The organism is Snuella lapsa (genome assembly GCF_039539345.1).
Taxonomy (GTDB): domain Bacteria; phylum Bacteroidota; class Bacteroidia; order Flavobacteriales; family Flavobacteriaceae; genus Snuella; species Snuella lapsa.
In genome coordinates this window covers 17,836-34,329 of sequence record NZ_BAABCY010000108.1, presented here as the reverse complement: position 1 = coordinate 34,329, position 16,494 = coordinate 17,836, and the positions used below count along the sequence as shown (strand labels likewise).

Genomic DNA, 16,494 nt, shown 5'->3' with positions numbered 1-16,494 from the left:
ACGCCTTAATGCTCTTCTTGATAGAGAATACAGAGAAAAAGTTCTTGGTTTTAAATGAAATTGCCCTGTAAAAAAACGAATCCTTAATTGCCATTCAAAAATCAATTATTATTTTTGCGCATGCAACATGACAAGGTATTAATATTAGACTTCGGATCGCAATACACACAACTTATTGCCCGTAGAGTGAGGGAACTCAACATTTATTCCGAAATACATCCATTTAACAAAATTCCAACAGACATCGAAAGTTATAAAGCAGTTATACTTTCAGGTAGTCCAAACTCAGTAAGGGGCGACGATGCTTTACATCCAGACCTTACAAACATTAGAGGTAAGAAACCTATGTTGGCCGTTTGCTACGGAGCACAGTATTTAGCCCACTTTTCGGGAGGAGCAGTGGCTCCCTCAAATACACGTGAATATGGTCGCGCAAATTTATCTTTCATAAAAGGGAATGAGCCGTTTCTTGCTCATATTCATACAGGCAGTCAAGTCTGGATGAGCCACAGCGATACTATTAAAAAGCTACCTGAAAATGGTGTGCTGATAGCTAGTACGCATGATGTTGAAAATGCGGCTTATAGAATTAATGGAGAAGAGACCTATGCCATTCAATTCCATCCAGAAGTGTATCACTCAACCGATGGTAAGCAGTTATTGGAAAATTTCTTGGTAAACATAGCAGGAGTTAATCAAGATTGGACACCCGATTCCTTTATAGAAGAAACCGTTGAAGCCATTATAGAGAAAGTAGGGAACGACAAAGTAGTATTAGGTTTGTCGGGAGGTGTCGATTCAACAGTGGCAGCAGTACTCTTAAACAAAGCTATTGGTAAAAATCTTTACTGTATTTTTGTTAACAACGGATTGCTTCGTAAAAACGAATTCGAAAATGTATTGGCCCAGTATGAAGGCATGGGGCTTAATGTAAAAGGAGTTGATGCCTCTCAACGTTTTTTAGATGCTTTGGCAGGAATTGAAGATCCTGAAGCTAAGCGTAAAGCTATAGGTAATGCCTTTATTGAAGTTTTTGATGATGAAGCTCATAAGTTAACCGATGTAAAGTGGTTGGCTCAAGGAACTATTTATCCAGATGTTATTGAAAGTGTTTCTGCTACAGGAGGACCATCTGCAACTATTAAAAGCCATCATAACGTAGGAGGGTTGCCAGATTTTATGAAACTTAAAATAGTGGAGCCGTTACGTGCAATATTTAAAGATGAGGTAAGGCGTGTTGGTAATACGTTAGGTATCGATCCAGAACTTTTAGGTCGCCACCCGTTTCCGGGGCCTGGTTTGGGAATCCGTATATTGGGAGATATAACAGCGGAAAAAGTTAGTATTTTGCAAGAAGTAGATGCTATATTCATTAACGGTTTAAAATCTTGGGGCTTATACGATAAGGTCTGGCAAGCAGGAGCTATGCTTTTACCTGTTAATAGTGTTGGGGTTATGGGAGATGAGCGAACCTACGAAAAATGTGTAGCATTAAGAGCTGTAGAAAGTACTGATGGTATGACTGCCGATTGGGTAAACTTGCCATACGAATTTCTACAAAAAACATCCAATGAGATAATAAATAAAGTAAAAGGCGTTAATAGAGTAGTATACGATATCAGTTCGAAACCACCAGCTACGATCGAGTGGGAATAAATCAGGTGGGCCAAAAGTTTTAAGAATGCGATATTGTACTTAAAATCAGGAATCGTGTAAGAGAATGCTATTTTTGCGTCATTAAAGAGAACTGAATCATATAGAGCATACGTATATAGTTTAATCAAAAAGAATTCTTCGGCGCTCAGCGTCGGGGTTTCCGTTGAAATTGTCATTCCTGTTATAGCGGGAATCTAAATACAGAATTTCGGTTTTTGGCCTTGTGAGGTCAAAATGAAACGAGCTAAACCTGTACTGAGCGCAGTCGAAGTATACCCCCTATGGCTCTGCCTCGGGGATAGTTTGTTTCAAGAAATTCTTTATTTTAACGTTTCAAAATGGTAATAACAAACCATCATAAAACGTCACTTTGGGGAAACTCGAAGTGACGTAAACATTTTGTTGTCAATTAACTAGGGTTAAAGTGATTAATAAGGTGTGTTGTTAAGCCCAGTGCTGTTTTTTTTGGCATACAATATGCACATGTTAAAGTTGAATGGCAAAAGCCTGATCTAATAGAATTAAAAAAATAAATTTCATGACTAAATTCTTTTTCGTTTTATGCTTGTCGTTAGTGTTCAGCATAACAACTGCTACGGCACAAAACTATAGTACACATCAAGTTAAGAAAGGAGAAACCATTGAAAGTATAGCAAAGCGCTATCATGTTACGCCTTTCGATATTTTTAGCTTGAATCCTGATGCTAAAAAAGAATTGAAGCCCAATACAATTTTAATCATTCCCATATCAAAAGCATTAAAGCCTAAAGTAACTACAGTTAAGGAGCTAAAAGGCTTTACAACGCACAAAACAAAACGTAAAGAGACCTTGTACAGTTTGGCAAAACAGTATAATGTTACACAAGAGGATATAAAGAAACACAATACGTTTTTATATGCTAATCCATTACAAAAAGGAGATAAACTTCAAATACCACTATTTAAAATAACAGAAGTAGTAGAGGAAGTTAAGCCAACCAAGAAATATAAAGTACTGCCTAAAGAAGGAAAATGGCGTATTGCTTATAAGTTTGGAATTACCGTTGAAGAATTGGAAGCCCTTAATCCTGGATTGGAAGAAACACTTCAGGACGGACAGGAAATAAACGTACCAAACATAGAAGATGCCAAAGAGAACAATATTGATGAGAAATACAGTTACTATAAAGTAAGGCCTAAACAAGGATTTTACAGCTTAAAGCGTGAGCTTGGATTAGAGCAAGCAGAGTTGGAAGCTTTAAACCCCGGACTGAAAGAAACTGGATTAAAGAAGGGGATGATCTTAAAAATACCGTTTTCCAGTAAAGCAAACGGGATCATTCAAGTTGATACAGATAAGATTAATTTAGCTGATAGTATTAGCGATTTTAAGACGAAACATATAGCAGTAATGCTGCCGTTTAGGCTTAATCGGGTCAATCATGATTCTATTTCGGGAACCAAGCAAAGTATTGTAGAAGATCCTTACTTAAATGCTTCTCTCGATTTTTATTCAGGTGTTTTAATGGCTATCGATTCGTTAAAGAAGTTGGGTGTTTCTCTTAAAGTAGATGTGTATGACACCAAGAATCAGGCAAGCGAAGTGTCGCGAATAATCGATGCTAACGATTTTGAAACAGTTAATGCGGTTATCGGTCCCCTTACCTCTAATAATTTTGAAAGAGCAGCTTCCAAATTAAAAACGTTTAATGTGCCAGTTGTTTCAGTAATAGGCAGTAATTTAAAGTTGGGCGAAAATGGATTTCAGTCAAAGCCATCAGATGACTTGCTAAAAGAGAAAATTGTAAACTATGTAAAAGCAGATACCTTATCCGGTAATATTATTATTATAGCCGATTCTAAGCATGTTGGTATAGCCAATGGGTTAAAACAAGAATTTAATCACGCCAGACAAGTTTTTTCTAGAAAAGATGAAGACGGCAATGAAGCAAATTATGTGTTGGTAGATGATATTCGTGATGTGCTAAAACCAGGAAACAATATTGTCTTTTTGGAAACCAAGAACGAAGGTTTTGCCTCGAATGTAACCAGTATATTGGCATCTTTAATTCAGGAAGAGAATATAGAAGAAAAAAAGGAGCGTATCGATATAGCATTAGTGACCACAAATTTTAATACGGCGTTTGAAGGTGATGAAATTAAAAACCCACATTTGTCGAAGTTGCAATTTACCTATGCCTCGGCATCGAGAACTTACAACGAAAATGATAACAACGTATTTGTTAGGGCTTATGAAAAAGCATATAACGTAACACCTAATATTCGTGCCGTTAAAGGTTTCGACCTAACAATGGATGTTGTATTGCGTTTGGTGTCTTCAGATAATCTGTATACATCGGTTAACGATGCGCCTCTAACGGAATATGTAGAAAACAAATTTGGTTACCAAAAGAAACTGTTTGGCGGTTACTACAACAATGCGGTGTATTTGGTAAAGCATCAGGATTTAACTATTGTTGAGGTTAAGCCTTAGTGGGATTGCCGCTATATGTGTGGGCAAAATTCTATGAAAATATTTTTCTTTTTTATATTACTCATCTCTACAGCTAAAAAGCCTGTAGAGTTTGACTTAGGATTACCTGAAATTCAAGCTGTTTGTAAAGTTGTTCTTGATGATGGCAAAATCATAGAAGGGTTTATAACATTTGGAACCGGAGGCTATGAATACAAATATAGACCTAACGGATTTTGCTTTGTGCATGATGATGGAATCAAACAATTGATTCTTTATGACTTTAGTTTTAGTCTTTCAAATCTTGATAGCTATGCTTCGCATCGGAATGGAACTTCAAAATTATTCTATATTGAGAATATAAGCAGAAGATACCATCAGGAGCCAAATACTGAATTTGATGAAGAAAAGAATACTTTGACAATTACCAAGACTGATGTCAAAAAATATAAGCTTTTAGATCAAATGACAATATATAAAAAGCTCCCTTTAGATTTGCTTGTTGGCTATAGTTCGGACGATCAAAATGGAAAAACCACTATTGATGTTGAGCGAATTAGATCAGTTGAGTTGCTTAAAAGGCCTAGTGAAAAATTAATTGAGATGATCGAAAATGCACGGAAAAGGCAAAGTGAAAGTGAAAAAAGCGAAGAATGGGTTGACTATCAGGCACCTGTTTGGTATCACGAAATAATAACAGATCAAGAAAGAATTAATTATTTATCGAGATTTTTTTAAAAGTATGGGCAAAATTAATTGCAGGAATGTCCATGACGATAAAAGAATATATCTGTTATTGTATTATTGTTTACTTCAAGTCAATTAACCATTAACTTATGAAATATGTTACCAGATAAAGAGTATTTAATTCGCTTATCGCATGCCAAAATGCCCTTTGGGAAGTATAAGGATTATTATTTAATCGATCTGCCTGAACATTACGTAGTATGGTATCACAACAAGGGGTTTCCTAACGGGAAGCTAGGAGAAATGCTTCAGCTGGTATACGAACTCAAATTAAATGGGTTGGAGGATTTGATTCGCAATATTAAAAAGCAGTACCCCAAGTAAACTACCTCGAGGCAAACCCATGAACCATTTGTGTGTGAGTGTAGCAGTTGTGTACGTTATTGGTTTATTATATAGTTAAGAAGAATAATAATTAATAGTTTTGATGTTTATTCGATTGAAATTCTGGCAGAACTTAGTTCCGAGAAGTACTTTTTAGTAAGAAATTTGCTTGTTTTCGATATGTTAAAATACAGATTTGGCATTCAAACGGTCATAATTATTTATCCATTATTCACGTTATAGTTAGTTTTTTTACTAAAAAAGAAAGAGAATACATCGTTGGTAAATAACTAAAAAACATTTCGGCATAACATCTTTTATTTTGTAAATTTGCCTGCGTTTATAAGCGCATCATGACAAGTACTACAAAATACATTTTTGTAACCGGAGGAGTTACATCATCATTAGGGAAAGGAATTATAGCCGCCTCTTTGGCTAAGCTATTACAGGCACAAGGATACAGAACAACCATTCAAAAATTAGATCCGTATATTAATGTGGATCCAGGTACCTTAAATCCTTACGAACACGGAGAGTGTTATGTGACGGAGGATGGAGCCGAGACCGATTTGGATTTGGGACATTACGAACGATTTTTAAATGTACCAACCAGTCAGGCCAACAATGTAACAACCGGGCGCATATACCAAAGTGTAATAGAAAAGGAACGCCGTGGGGAGTTTCTGGGTAAAACAGTACAGGTGGTGCCGCATATTACCGACGAGATTAAAGAACGTATTCAAATCTTAGGGAAGTCTGGTGATTACGATATTGTTATTACCGAAATAGGTGGTACAGTTGGTGATATCGAATCTTTACCCTATGTAGAAGCTGTGCGTCAGTTACGTTGGGATTTAGGAGATAATAATGGAATCGTTATTCATTTAACATTGGTGCCGTACTTGTCGGCAGCTGGTGAGTTAAAAACCAAACCAACACAGCACAGTGTAAAAACCCTTATGGAGAGCGGAGTACAGGCAGACGTGCTGGTTTGTAGAACAGAGCATGATTTACCTGAAGATTTGCGAAGAAAACTAGCGTTGTTCTGCAACGTGCGTGAAGAAGCGGTAATTCAATCCATTGACGCTTCTACAATATACGATGTGCCTAACTTAATGCTACAGCAAGGCCTTGACAAAGTAGTTTTGAAAAAGCTTGCTTTGGAGAGTTCAACACCAGATATAACAAGATGGAACGAATTTTTAAAACGCCTTAAAAACCCTAAAACAGAGATTACAATAGGGCTAATAGGAAAGTATGTTGAACTGCAAGACTCCTATAAATCTATATTGGAATCGTTTATTCATGCAGGTGCGGCAAATAATGTAAAAGTTAATGTAGAATCAATCCACTCCGAATATTTAAAAAGTGATAACGCGAAACTTAAGTTAGCACATTTGGATGGTGTATTGGTAGCTCCAGGATTTGGAGAACGTGGTATTGAAGGTAAAATTGATGCCGTAAAGTATGTGCGTGAAAATAGTATTCCATTTCTAGGAATTTGTTTGGGAATGCAAATGGCAGTCATTGAGTTTTCTCGTAATGTCTTGGGAATTGCTGATGCCTGTTCAACTGAAATGGATACAACAACTAAAAACCCGGTGATTGATTTAATGGAAGATCAAAAAACAATCACCGATAAAGGAGGTACCATGCGATTAGGAGCTTGGGCTTGCGATTTAAAAGAAGGTAGTAAAGTGCGGGATATTTATAATGTTGAAAGCATAAAAGAGCGTCACCGTCATCGTTACGAATTTAACAGTAACTATAGAGAGCAAATGGAGGCTGCAGGGATGATAGCTACTGGCTTAAATCCAGAAACAGGTTTGGTAGAGATTGTCGAAATACCATCACACCCTTGGTTTGTGGGAGTACAATACCATCCAGAGTACAAAAGTACAGTAGCAAATCCACATCCGTTATTTGTAGCTTTTGTTAAAGCAGCTTTAAGTTACAAAAAAGCTAAAGGTGTCAGTGTGGCACAAAACTAAAAGTGGATAGCTTTTTGATAATGGAAAGCGTATCAATAAAAGAGTATAAACAAATTAAGGTTGTCATATTTTAATAAAAAGAACATCTCATGTAATGATGCTCAGTATACGTTAAAAATGATATCAATTAACATATGGAAGAAAAAAAGTTAGATATTAATTCGATAATAGGATTTGTTCTTATTTTCGGAATATTGATGTATATGCTTTGGCAAAACCAGCCAACGCCAGAAGAGTTAGAAGCCCAAAAGAAGGCGCAACAAGAACAGGTAGATGCCGAAAAAAGCACACAAGTAGAAGAGCAAGCAATAACTACAACAGCTGAAGATTTTCCAATAGGAACAGAAGTAGATTCTTTAAAGTTAGTTGAATTAAAGAATAAACTAGGGGCATTTGCTTATTCAGCTACTAAGGTAACTTCAAAAGAGACCTTGGTTGAAAGTGACTTATTGGCATTAAAGTTTAGTAGTAAAGGCGGTTACCTTTCCGAGGTTAAACTTAAAAAGTTTGTAAATTTCAATGGAGAACCCATTTATATTGTAAAGGATAATAATGCAGGGTTTAATATTAATTTTGGTACGACAGATAGTAGAATCTTAAATACCAAAGACCTGTATTTTGAGCCAACGGTAACAAAGAATGGCGATAATACCATAGTTTCAATGAAACTAAAGGTGTCAGAAAATCAGTTTTTAGAATATCGTTACGAGCTTAAAGCAGACGACTATATGATGGATTTTACCATTCGGTCACAAGGTTTAAGCGACGTTATTAATGGGTCACAACCCATTAATTTGGATTGGAATCTAAAAACCTACCGCCATGCCAAAAGTATCACATACGAAAATAGATACACCGAATTGGTTTACGAATATGAAGGAGGGAAAGATGACTATCTTGGACAAAGGGAACTATCTGAAGATACTGCAGAAGACGTAACTTATGTGGCCTTTAAGCAACACTTTTTTACTTCTATTTTATTGGCCGATTCACCTTTTAAAACAGGAGCGTTTACATCTAAGAATTTAGTTAAAGATGAAGAAGTCGATACGGTTTTTACCAAAACATTTGCAACCAAATTACCATTGGAGCTTAATGGCGGCGAATTAAACAAAGCAATGAATTGGTATTACGGGCCGAGCGATTATAAACTCTTGAATGCTTACAATCGTAACCTGGACGAGATAGTGCCTTTGGGCTGGGGGATTTTTGGCTGGATTAACCGCTATGTGTTTATTCCGTTATTTGGATTTTTAGGAGGCATATTGCCTTATGGTTTTGCTATTATTGTTATGACTATTTTGGTTAGGATTGTTATGTCCCCTGTTACCTATAAGTCGTATTTGTCCCAGGCAAAAATGAAGGTCATAAAACCTGAGATTACAGAGATATCAGAGAAGTATAAAGACAATGCCATGAAAAAGCAGCAGGAAACCATGGCTTTATATAGTAAAGCAGGAGTGAGTCCAATGGCAGGATGTTTACCAGCTTTAATGCAGTTACCTGTATTTTATGCTTTGTTCCAGTTCTTCCCGTCTGCATTCGATTTGCGTCAAAAAAGTTTCCTTTGGGCTGAAGATTTATCGTCATACGATACCATAGCAGAATTACCGTTTCACATTCCGTTTTATGGAGACCATGTGAGTTTGTTTCCTATTTTGGCATCGGTAGCCATATTCTTTTATATGCAAATGACTACTGGTCAGCAGGTGGCATCGCAACCAACCCAAGAAGGGATGCCAGATATGAGCAAGATGATGAAGTACATGATGTATTTCTCGCCTTTAATGATGCTGTTCTTCTTTAATAATTATGCTTCCGGTTTAAGTTTGTACTATTTTATATCGAACTTAATTACCATTGGAATTATGTTGGTTATTAAGAATTTTATTATTGATGAGGATAAGATTCATGCCAAGATTCAGGAGAATAAAAAGAAACCAAAAAAGCAAAGCCGCTTTCAGCAAAAAATGGCTGAAATGATGGAACAGGCAGAAAAGCAAAAGCAAGCGCAAAAGCGTAAGTAAGAGAAAGCTGCCACATGGCAGCTTTTTTTATACAATTAGTTTGTATGTTTTTCGTTTCATTTAACACATTTAACCTTCTAAATACACACTTATGAAATTTGTAATATTTGCAGCTTTTTTATTAGTAAATACTTTAGTCTTTCCCCAAGAGATTAACCAGTTTGATGCAAATGGTAAACGTCATGGTGTCTGGAAGAAAAATTTTGAAGGGACAAACATTACCAGATACGAAGGCACCTTTAATCACGGCAAGGAAGTTGGGTTATTTAAGTTTTATAAAAACATTAATAGACAAGCTGTACTTACAGCTACCAAGCAATTTAACGAAAACGATAATAAAGCAGAAGTTAAGTTTTATACCTCCAGAGGAAAGATTATGAGTGAGGGACTAATGGACGGAAAGGTATATATAGGTTCTTGGAAATACTATCAAAAGAATTCGGATAAATTAATGACTATCGAGCATTATGACGATTCAGGAAACCTTGTAGGCGAAAGGTTAGTGTACTATCCAAATGGAGCCGTAGCAGAAGAGCAACATTATAGAGAGGGTAAATTGGATGGTATTTCAAAATGGTACTCTAATAAAGGCGTTGTTTTAAAGTCGTTTACTTACGTTGATGGAAAACTTCATGGCCCATCCCAATATTTCAGTCCTAAAGGCGATTTGTTGGTAGAAGGCGATTATCGCCAAGGTAAAAAGTATGGCGTTTGGAAATATTATGAAGAGGGTGTCCTTAAACAAGAAAAGAGCTTTTAGGTTGACTATAAACTACAAGAGAGGCTACCTATTAAGGCGGCCTCTCTTTCTCATAGACAATTTTAAAAGAGAGCATTGTCTATAGTCAACAAATCAAACTAACATTACATGGGTAATGCAACCTTGTTAATCACGTGAATCACGCCGTTTCCGGCTTGTACATCAACCTTGATAATTCCAATGTCAGAATTACCAGATCCATCAGTTAGATCTGCTATATTATCGCCGCTACCAGGAAGACTAATAGTTAAATTATCCCCTTCAAGGCTTTGAGCTGTGGTGTCCCCATTGGGAGTTAAATCTCCAGAAGTTATATTCATATCTGTAATAACATGATGAGATAATATCTGTGCTAAAACAGTTTCGTCACTGGGTATTGTAATAGCAGCAAAAGCATCATTTGTTGGAGCGAAAATTGTAAATGGAGCTGGCGAAGTGCTATTTGCCGTAGATAAGGTCGCTACAAAATCTGTATTTGGCGTTAACTCTGTAAGAGCACTTACCAATGTCGAAAAATTCGGGTCGGCAGTGGCAAAAGTAACTACTGTTGGAATGTCAATTACAGCATTAACTGTATGGATGATACCGTTAGAAGTTATAATATCTGCGGTTTCAACTTGAGAAATACCATTAATCCAAACACCATTATCTACATTTATATATAAACTTAAGTTTTTGTCTGTGTTCCCAAACGTTGCTAATGTATTTACATAGCTGTTGGTTAAGCCTGTTGAAGCAGCACTTACTCCTGCAATAACATGATTAGACAAAATAGTTTCTATAGCATTATTGTCTGGATTTGAAAAAGCAGTAATGGCATCATTGCTAGGTGCAAATACGGTAAAATCTCCGGCAGTAGATAATAGATTGGTAAATGTGGTGTTTCCTCCATTGGTTAATAATCCGACTAGGTTGGACAAATTAGGATTGGCAACAACATGATCCACTATGTTTGGTAGGCCTATAACTTTATCGACTATGTGAATAACACCGTTGGTAGCTTCAATATCAGCTGTTGTAACGGTAGATATCCCATTAAATATTACGCCGTTCGAAGTGTCAAAGAACAAGCTCATGGCATTGTCCCCAACACCTGTGGCGTTGGTTGAGGCGTACCCAGATCCAGAAGCCATTAAATCGGTTGACATTATCGCTGAACCCGATATAACATGATTGAGTAAAATCTGCGTCAAGGCTGCCGTAGGTACATCATTGACGCTGGAATAGCCGTTGTCAGATAAAAAGGTAGTAAATGCATCATTCGTCGGTGCAAGTACAGTAAAGGGGCCAGTACTACCTAAAACGGATACCAAATCACCATCGGCTGCTTGCAAAGCCTCCACTAATATACTTAATGAAGGAGTGTCTAAGGCTTTCCCTACGATGGTTTGAGGTAATTTGGGGAGTACAACTTTATCGATCACATGAATGATCCCATTGGCGGCTTGAACATCAGTCACAATAATATTACTTATCCTTCCGTTGGAATCTGTTAAGGTTGCTCCACCACTAACATTGGCAGTAATGTCTCCTCCCAAAGTAGCTACTGTCATGTCATCAGAAAGTCCGGAGGAAAGCACATTAGCTCCCGCAACAGCGTGTAAATTAAGTGTTGCCTTAAGAGTAGATTCATCTATGTCATCTAAAGAGTTAGCGCCCAGTTCGTCGAGAAGACTTACAAAGGCATCATTTGTGGGGGCAAACACAGTAAATGGTGCCGGATCTGTGCCATTAGGGGTTGATAAGGTGGTAACATAATCAAATGTTAAGTCAGCTCTCGTCAGGGCCGAACGCAAAATGGAGAAAGTGTTATCTGCCAAAACGAAATCTACAATAGAAGGAAGTCCAATAACGGCATCTACAATATGGATGACGCCATTGGAAGCCATGATGTCAGCTTGAGTAACATCAGAATTGCCATTAATGGTGACCCCTGAAGTTGTATTGATATACATACTTAAATGAGTGCCAGAAGTTGGGCCATCAGCTAAGTTGGTTACATAGCCGCTTTCCAGATCCGAAGATTTTGCTACCCCTGAAAGTACATGGTTTTTTAGGATTTGAGTCAAGACATCAACTGGTACATCCTCAACCGAAGTAAAACCATTTGCAGATAGAAAAGCTGCAAAAGCCGCATTAGTTGGGGCAAAAACAGTGTAGCTAGCAGAGCCATTAAATTCATTGGCCAAACCGGCGCGTTGTAAGGCAGAGACTAAGTTGCTTAGATCAGGTGTCGCAACAGCCAGTGCGGTAATGGTATCTGTCATTATTATGGGACTATCATCATCATCATTACTACACGCAATAAAGAGCACAAACGCTACTGTAAATAGCATTAAGAAGTTAAAATGTTTCATTAATTTTTCCATGACTATGTAAATTATTAGTTAATTTGTTTAACAAAAATAATAATAAATTAAACAAAAAAGCAAGTTTTGTTTAATTTATTTTTTAAATAATTAAACATTTTAATGTTGTTAGGTATGTTTTCCTTTCGATTTCAAAAGAAAAATCATTGCGAAAAGATGTATCTTTGCATCAGATAAATGCAGATATTTAGCGTGGGTAATATTCGCTTAACAATTGGCGAGTGATAACTTTTGTTAATTTAAAAGGAAATAGAAGAGATTGATGAAACGAGTAATCATTGGACTTTCAGGAGGTGTAGATTCAAGCGTAGCAGCCTATTTGTTAAAAGAACAGGGCTACGAAGTGATTGGGTTATTCATGAAGAATTGGCATGACGATTCTGTAACCATATCCAATGAATGTCCGTGGTTGGACGATAGTAACGATGCTATGTTGGTTGCCGAGAAACTGGGAATTCCATTTCAAACAGTCGATTTGAGTGAACAATACAAAGAACGTATTGTTGATTATATGTTTCATGAATATGAAAAAGGAAGAACACCAAACCCTGACGTACTTTGTAATAGGGAGATCAAGTTCGATGTCTTTATGAAAATTGCTTTAGAACTTGGAGCTGATTATGTAGCGACTGGTCATTATTGCCGAAAAAGAATTATAGAACAAGACGGAAGGGAAATCTATCAATTACTTTCCGGTGTAGATACAAATAAGGACCAATCGTATTTTTTATGTCAGTTGTCACAAGATCAATTGGCCAAGTCCTTATTTCCCATAGGAGAATTAACCAAGCCCGAAGTTCGTGAGATAGCAACCAAATTAGATTTAGTAACAGCAGAGAAGAAAGACTCTCAGGGGCTTTGTTTTATAGGGAAGGTGAAACTTCCAGACTTTCTTCAACAACAATTGAAACCTAAGGAGGGGCTTATCGTTGAAGTGCCAAAGGATCAGAATATTTACAAGCAAACAGTGCCCGTTTTTGATTCAGAAGAAGACAAATTAAAATACCTTTCCCGCAAAATAGATTATAAGGTTAATTTAGGTAAGGTTGTAGGAAAACATCAAGGAGCGCATTATTTCACAAAGGGACAACGTAAAGGCCTTGCCGTTGGTGGGACAGTCGAACCTCTTTTTGTAATTGATACCGATGTAGAGGATAATGTTATATATACAGGTCAAGGTAAAGAGCATCCAGGGTTGTTAAAAAAAGCCTTGTTTGTTGCTAACGATGAGTTACATTGGATTCGCGAAGATTTAGCTTTGCAACCCGGACAAACCATGAAGGTAGAAGCACGTATTAGATACCGTCAACCACTGCAAAATGCAACCTTACATAAAGTAAATGCTGGTTTGTACGTTGCGTTTAATGACTTTCAATCTGCTATTACCGAAGGTCAGTTTGTTGCATGGTACATAGGTGACGAATTAATAGGTTCCGGAGTAATTTCGTAACTTGCCATAACCAAATCTGGTTATAGTGAACGAACATTAATAAATTTTAAAGATTTCTTCACAAAAGGGAAAGATTAAAATTTTAAACGAATGAAAAAAGGATTGCTATTTATTGGCCTGCTGTGCTTTCAGTTTTATGTTTTTGCGCAACAAGATGCTTGGGTGTATCTGGTTGATAAGGAAAATGTAACCACTTCCATTGCCAATCCAACTACAATACTTACCCAGAAAGCTATAGATAGAAAAATAGCCCATAATGTAACTATCGATGAGCGGGATGTCCCTGTAAACGAAAACTACATAGCGCAGTTAAAGAATAGCCCTGGTATTACCGTGATGGCTAAATCCAAATGGTTTAACGCAGTACACATAAGGGGCAGCCAAACCGATATTCAAGATCTTGAAAACCTTGAGTTTGTAAGTCATGTCGATTTTGCAAATAAAAGTTTGAACACTTCAAAGACAGTTAAAAAAGCAAAGGTGTTGAAGTTTAAAGAAACCTACAACATGTTCAATTATGGAAATGCCTCCAATCAAATAGAAATGTTTAACGGCGATAAATTGCACGAAGCTGGTTATACAGGAACAGGCATGACCGTTGCCGTTTTAGATGCTGGATTCCCAAATGCAAATACTTTGGTCGCTTTTAAGCGTTTAAGAGATGCAGGCAACCTAATGGGAGGGTACGATTTTGTAAACAGGGAGGCTAATGTGTATGCAAATACGGCAAGTAATCATGGCACGTTGGTGCTAAGTGATATGGCTGGGTATATCGAAAACCAATTTGTTGGAACTGCACCCGATGCGTCTTACTATTTGTTTATAACCGAGGATGCCCTTAGCGAAAACCCAGTGGAAGAAAGTTATTGGGTCGAAGCAGCCGAACGCGCAGACAGTTTAGGGGTAGATGTTATAAATACCTCCTTGGGGTATGCGACTTTCGACAATCCAAATTACAACTATACCACATCCAATATGGATGGCAACACTGCCTTTATTACCAAGGGAGCTAATATAGCTTTCGAGAAAGGCATGCTACTTGTAAATTCAGCAGGGAACTCTGGAAATGATAGTTGGGGGATAGTTGGGGCTCCTGCCGATGCCGCAGGCGTTTTTACTATTGGAGCCGTAGATGCCAACGGAAATTATGCAGCGTTCAGTTCTAGGGGGAGTGCTATACAACCAACCCGTAAGCCAGATGTAGTTGCCCAAGGCCAAGCAAGTTATGTCATTTTTCAAAACGGCGCTATTGGAACTGCAAACGGAACATCTTTTAGTTCTCCAATCATGGCTGGGGGTATGGTTTGTTTATGGCAGGCTTTACCAGATAAAACAAACGCAGAGCTTATGCAAATAGTAAGGATGTCGGCATCTCAATATGATGTACCCGATTATAATTTAGGCTTTGGTATTCCTAATTTGGAATTGGCACTTAATACAGCGCTGGGAGAAATCCAGAACAATGATGGTTTAGAAAACCTTTTCATATATCCAAATCCAGTAGAAGCCTTTTTATTTGTTAAAACAGTAGAGGATAATTTCCCGATAACTATCAGCCTTTTTGATATACTGGGAAAACAAGTGCTACAATCTACACTTTCAGCCCCTAACGACTCTCTAGACGTGTCTACTTTGGCAAACGGGATATATATAGTAAGGCTACATGCTTCAGATATTACAAAAACCTTTAAGCTTATAAAAAAATAATGACCAACAGAATAACCAAATTATTTGGTATTAAATATCCCATTGTTCAGGCTGGGATGGTATGGAATAGTGGATGGCGTTTGGCCGCGGCTTCCAGTAATTCAGGTATTTTAGGGCTTATAGGAGCGGGGTCTATGTATCCAGATGTATTACGCGAGCACATTCAGAAATGTAAAAAAGCTACCAATAAACTATTTGGGGTAAATGTGCCCATGCTGTACCCAAACATCCAGGAGATTATGGATATTATTGTTGAAGAAGATGTAAAGATCGTATTTACCTCGGCTGGAAACCCTAAAACATGGACCCGTTGGTTACAGGAGCACGGTATAACCGTAGTACATGTGGTTAGTAGTGTTAAGTTTGCTTTAAAAGCGCAAGAAGCAGGTGTTAATGCAGTGGTGGCAGAAGGCTTTGAAGCAGGAGGGCATAACGGGAGGGATGAAACAACAACATTAACCTTAATACCTATGGTTAAAGAAAAGGTAAACATACCACTTATTGCAGCTGGAGGTATAGCTACAGGAAAGGCTATGTTGGCTGCAATGGTTTTGGGAGCCGATGGCGTACAGGTGGGGAGTAGGTTTGTTGCAAGTGAAGAATCGTCAGCTCATAAAGATTTTAAACAAATGGTGGTCGATGCCAAAGAAGGAGATACACAGCTTACACTAAAAGAGTTGGCGCCCGTGCGATTGATAAAAAATAAATTTTATAACGATATTCAAGAATTATATAAAACAGCACCTCATTTAGATGCTCTTAAACAATTGTTGGGACGAGCCAGGGCAAAACGAGGTATGTTTGAAGGTGACTTGGATGAAGGCGAACTTGAAATAGGGCAGGTGTCCGGATTAATTCATGATATTAAACCAGTAGCCCAAATAGTTCAAGATATAATTAAAGAATTTGAAGTAGCCAAACAAAACATGCCTACATTATAAAAAAGTCTTTAAGTATATAGTATATTCGTTATAAGTAATAATTTTGGACTCTGTCATCAGAACGGACATT

The 16,494-nt window shown here is 37.4% G+C and carries 11 protein-coding genes; 10 read left to right on the top strand and 1 reads right to left on the bottom strand.

The features are described 5' to 3' along the window. The first annotated feature begins 120 nt into the window (after positions 1–120). The 7 genes from guaA (at position 121) to ABD792_RS19025 (ending at position 9,957) form a co-directional block, all read left to right on the top strand. Positions 121–1,656, top strand: a complete 1,536-nt coding sequence (gene guaA / locus ABD792_RS19055; protein ID WP_345008166.1) for a glutamine-hydrolyzing GMP synthase — start codon at positions 121–123, stop codon at positions 1,654–1,656. Positions 1,657–2,194: 538 nt separating this feature from the next. Continuing rightward, complete coding sequence (locus ABD792_RS19050) at positions 2,195–4,129, top strand: LysM peptidoglycan-binding domain-containing protein (protein WP_345008164.1); 1,935 nt, start codon at positions 2,195–2,197, stop codon at positions 4,127–4,129. 33 nt (positions 4,130–4,162) lie between these two features. Then, complete coding sequence (locus tag ABD792_RS19045; RefSeq protein ID WP_345008162.1) at positions 4,163–4,846, top strand: hypothetical protein; 684 nt, start codon at positions 4,163–4,165, stop codon at positions 4,844–4,846. Positions 4,847–4,951: 105 nt separating this feature from the next. Continuing rightward, a complete protein-coding gene (locus tag ABD792_RS19040) occupies positions 4,952–5,179 on the top strand; it encodes a DUF3820 family protein (protein ID WP_345008160.1) in 228 nt (75 codons plus the stop codon). 353 nt (positions 5,180–5,532) lie between these two features. Continuing rightward, the gene (pyrG, locus tag ABD792_RS19035) at positions 5,533–7,170 is read left to right on the top strand and encodes a CTP synthase (protein ID WP_345008158.1); all 1,638 of its coding nucleotides are present in this window, start codon (positions 5,533–5,535) and stop codon (positions 7,168–7,170) included. A gap of 134 nt (positions 7,171–7,304) precedes the next feature. Continuing rightward, positions 7,305–9,197, top strand: coding sequence for a membrane protein insertase YidC (gene yidC / locus ABD792_RS19030; RefSeq protein WP_345008157.1), 1,893 nt, complete (start codon positions 7,305–7,307; stop codon positions 9,195–9,197). A 91-nt stretch (positions 9,198–9,288) separates the two neighbouring features. Further along, positions 9,289–9,957: a toxin-antitoxin system YwqK family antitoxin gene (locus ABD792_RS19025; RefSeq protein ID WP_345008156.1), complete on the top strand. Its 669-nt coding sequence runs from the start codon at positions 9,289–9,291 to the stop codon at positions 9,955–9,957. 104 nt (positions 9,958–10,061) lie between these two features. Here the strand turns inward: ABD792_RS19025 and ABD792_RS19020 are convergent, their stop codons facing one another. Next, a complete protein-coding gene (locus tag ABD792_RS19020; protein ID WP_345008154.1) occupies positions 10,062–12,314 on the bottom strand; it encodes a fasciclin domain-containing protein in 2,253 nt (750 codons plus the stop codon). A gap of 274 nt (positions 12,315–12,588) precedes the next feature. On the opposite strand from ABD792_RS19020, the gene mnmA reads away from it, so the two are divergent. From mnmA to ABD792_RS19005, 3 genes are all read left to right on the top strand, one after another. Continuing rightward, positions 12,589–13,776 carry a tRNA 2-thiouridine(34) synthase MnmA gene (gene mnmA, locus ABD792_RS19015; protein WP_345008152.1) on the top strand — a complete coding sequence of 396 codons (1,188 nt, stop codon included), beginning with the start codon at positions 12,589–12,591 and terminating at the stop codon, positions 13,774–13,776. 90 nt (positions 13,777–13,866) lie between these two features. Beyond that, a complete protein-coding gene (locus tag ABD792_RS19010) occupies positions 13,867–15,483 on the top strand; it encodes a S8 family serine peptidase (RefSeq protein WP_345008150.1) in 1,617 nt (538 codons plus the stop codon). Beyond that, positions 15,483–16,424, top strand: coding sequence for an NAD(P)H-dependent flavin oxidoreductase (locus ABD792_RS19005; RefSeq protein ID WP_345008148.1), 942 nt, complete (start codon positions 15,483–15,485; stop codon positions 16,422–16,424). Before ABD792_RS19010 ends, ABD792_RS19005 begins: the two co-directional genes overlap by 1 nt. Positions 16,425–16,494 lie beyond the last annotated feature (70 nt).

What these genes read in the sequence shown, in the direction of transcription:
- ABD792_RS19005 (WP_345008148.1), top strand. Translation starts at nt 15,483, where the DNA reads ATGACCAACAGAATAACCAAATTATTTGGTATTAAATATCCCATTGTT.
- pyrG (WP_345008158.1), top strand. Translation starts at nt 5,533, where the DNA reads ATGACAAGTACTACAAAATACATTTTTGTAACCGGAGGAGTTACATCA.
- ABD792_RS19040 (WP_345008160.1), top strand. Translation starts at nt 4,952, where the DNA reads ATGTTACCAGATAAAGAGTATTTAATTCGCTTATCGCATGCCAAAATG.
- ABD792_RS19010 (WP_345008150.1), top strand. Translation starts at nt 13,867, where the DNA reads ATGAAAAAAGGATTGCTATTTATTGGCCTGCTGTGCTTTCAGTTTTAT.
- ABD792_RS19025 (WP_345008156.1), top strand. Translation starts at nt 9,289, where the DNA reads ATGAAATTTGTAATATTTGCAGCTTTTTTATTAGTAAATACTTTAGTC.
- ABD792_RS19045 (WP_345008162.1), top strand. Translation starts at nt 4,163, where the DNA reads ATGAAAATATTTTTCTTTTTTATATTACTCATCTCTACAGCTAAAAAG.
- yidC (WP_345008157.1), top strand. Translation starts at nt 7,305, where the DNA reads ATGGAAGAAAAAAAGTTAGATATTAATTCGATAATAGGATTTGTTCTT.
- ABD792_RS19020 (WP_345008154.1), bottom strand. Translation starts at nt 12,314, where the DNA reads ATGAAACATTTTAACTTCTTAATGCTATTTACAGTAGCGTTTGTGCTC.
- ABD792_RS19050 (WP_345008164.1), top strand. Translation starts at nt 2,195, where the DNA reads ATGACTAAATTCTTTTTCGTTTTATGCTTGTCGTTAGTGTTCAGCATA.
- guaA (WP_345008166.1), top strand. Translation starts at nt 121, where the DNA reads ATGCAACATGACAAGGTATTAATATTAGACTTCGGATCGCAATACACA.
- mnmA (WP_345008152.1), top strand. Translation starts at nt 12,589, where the DNA reads ATGAAACGAGTAATCATTGGACTTTCAGGAGGTGTAGATTCAAGCGTA.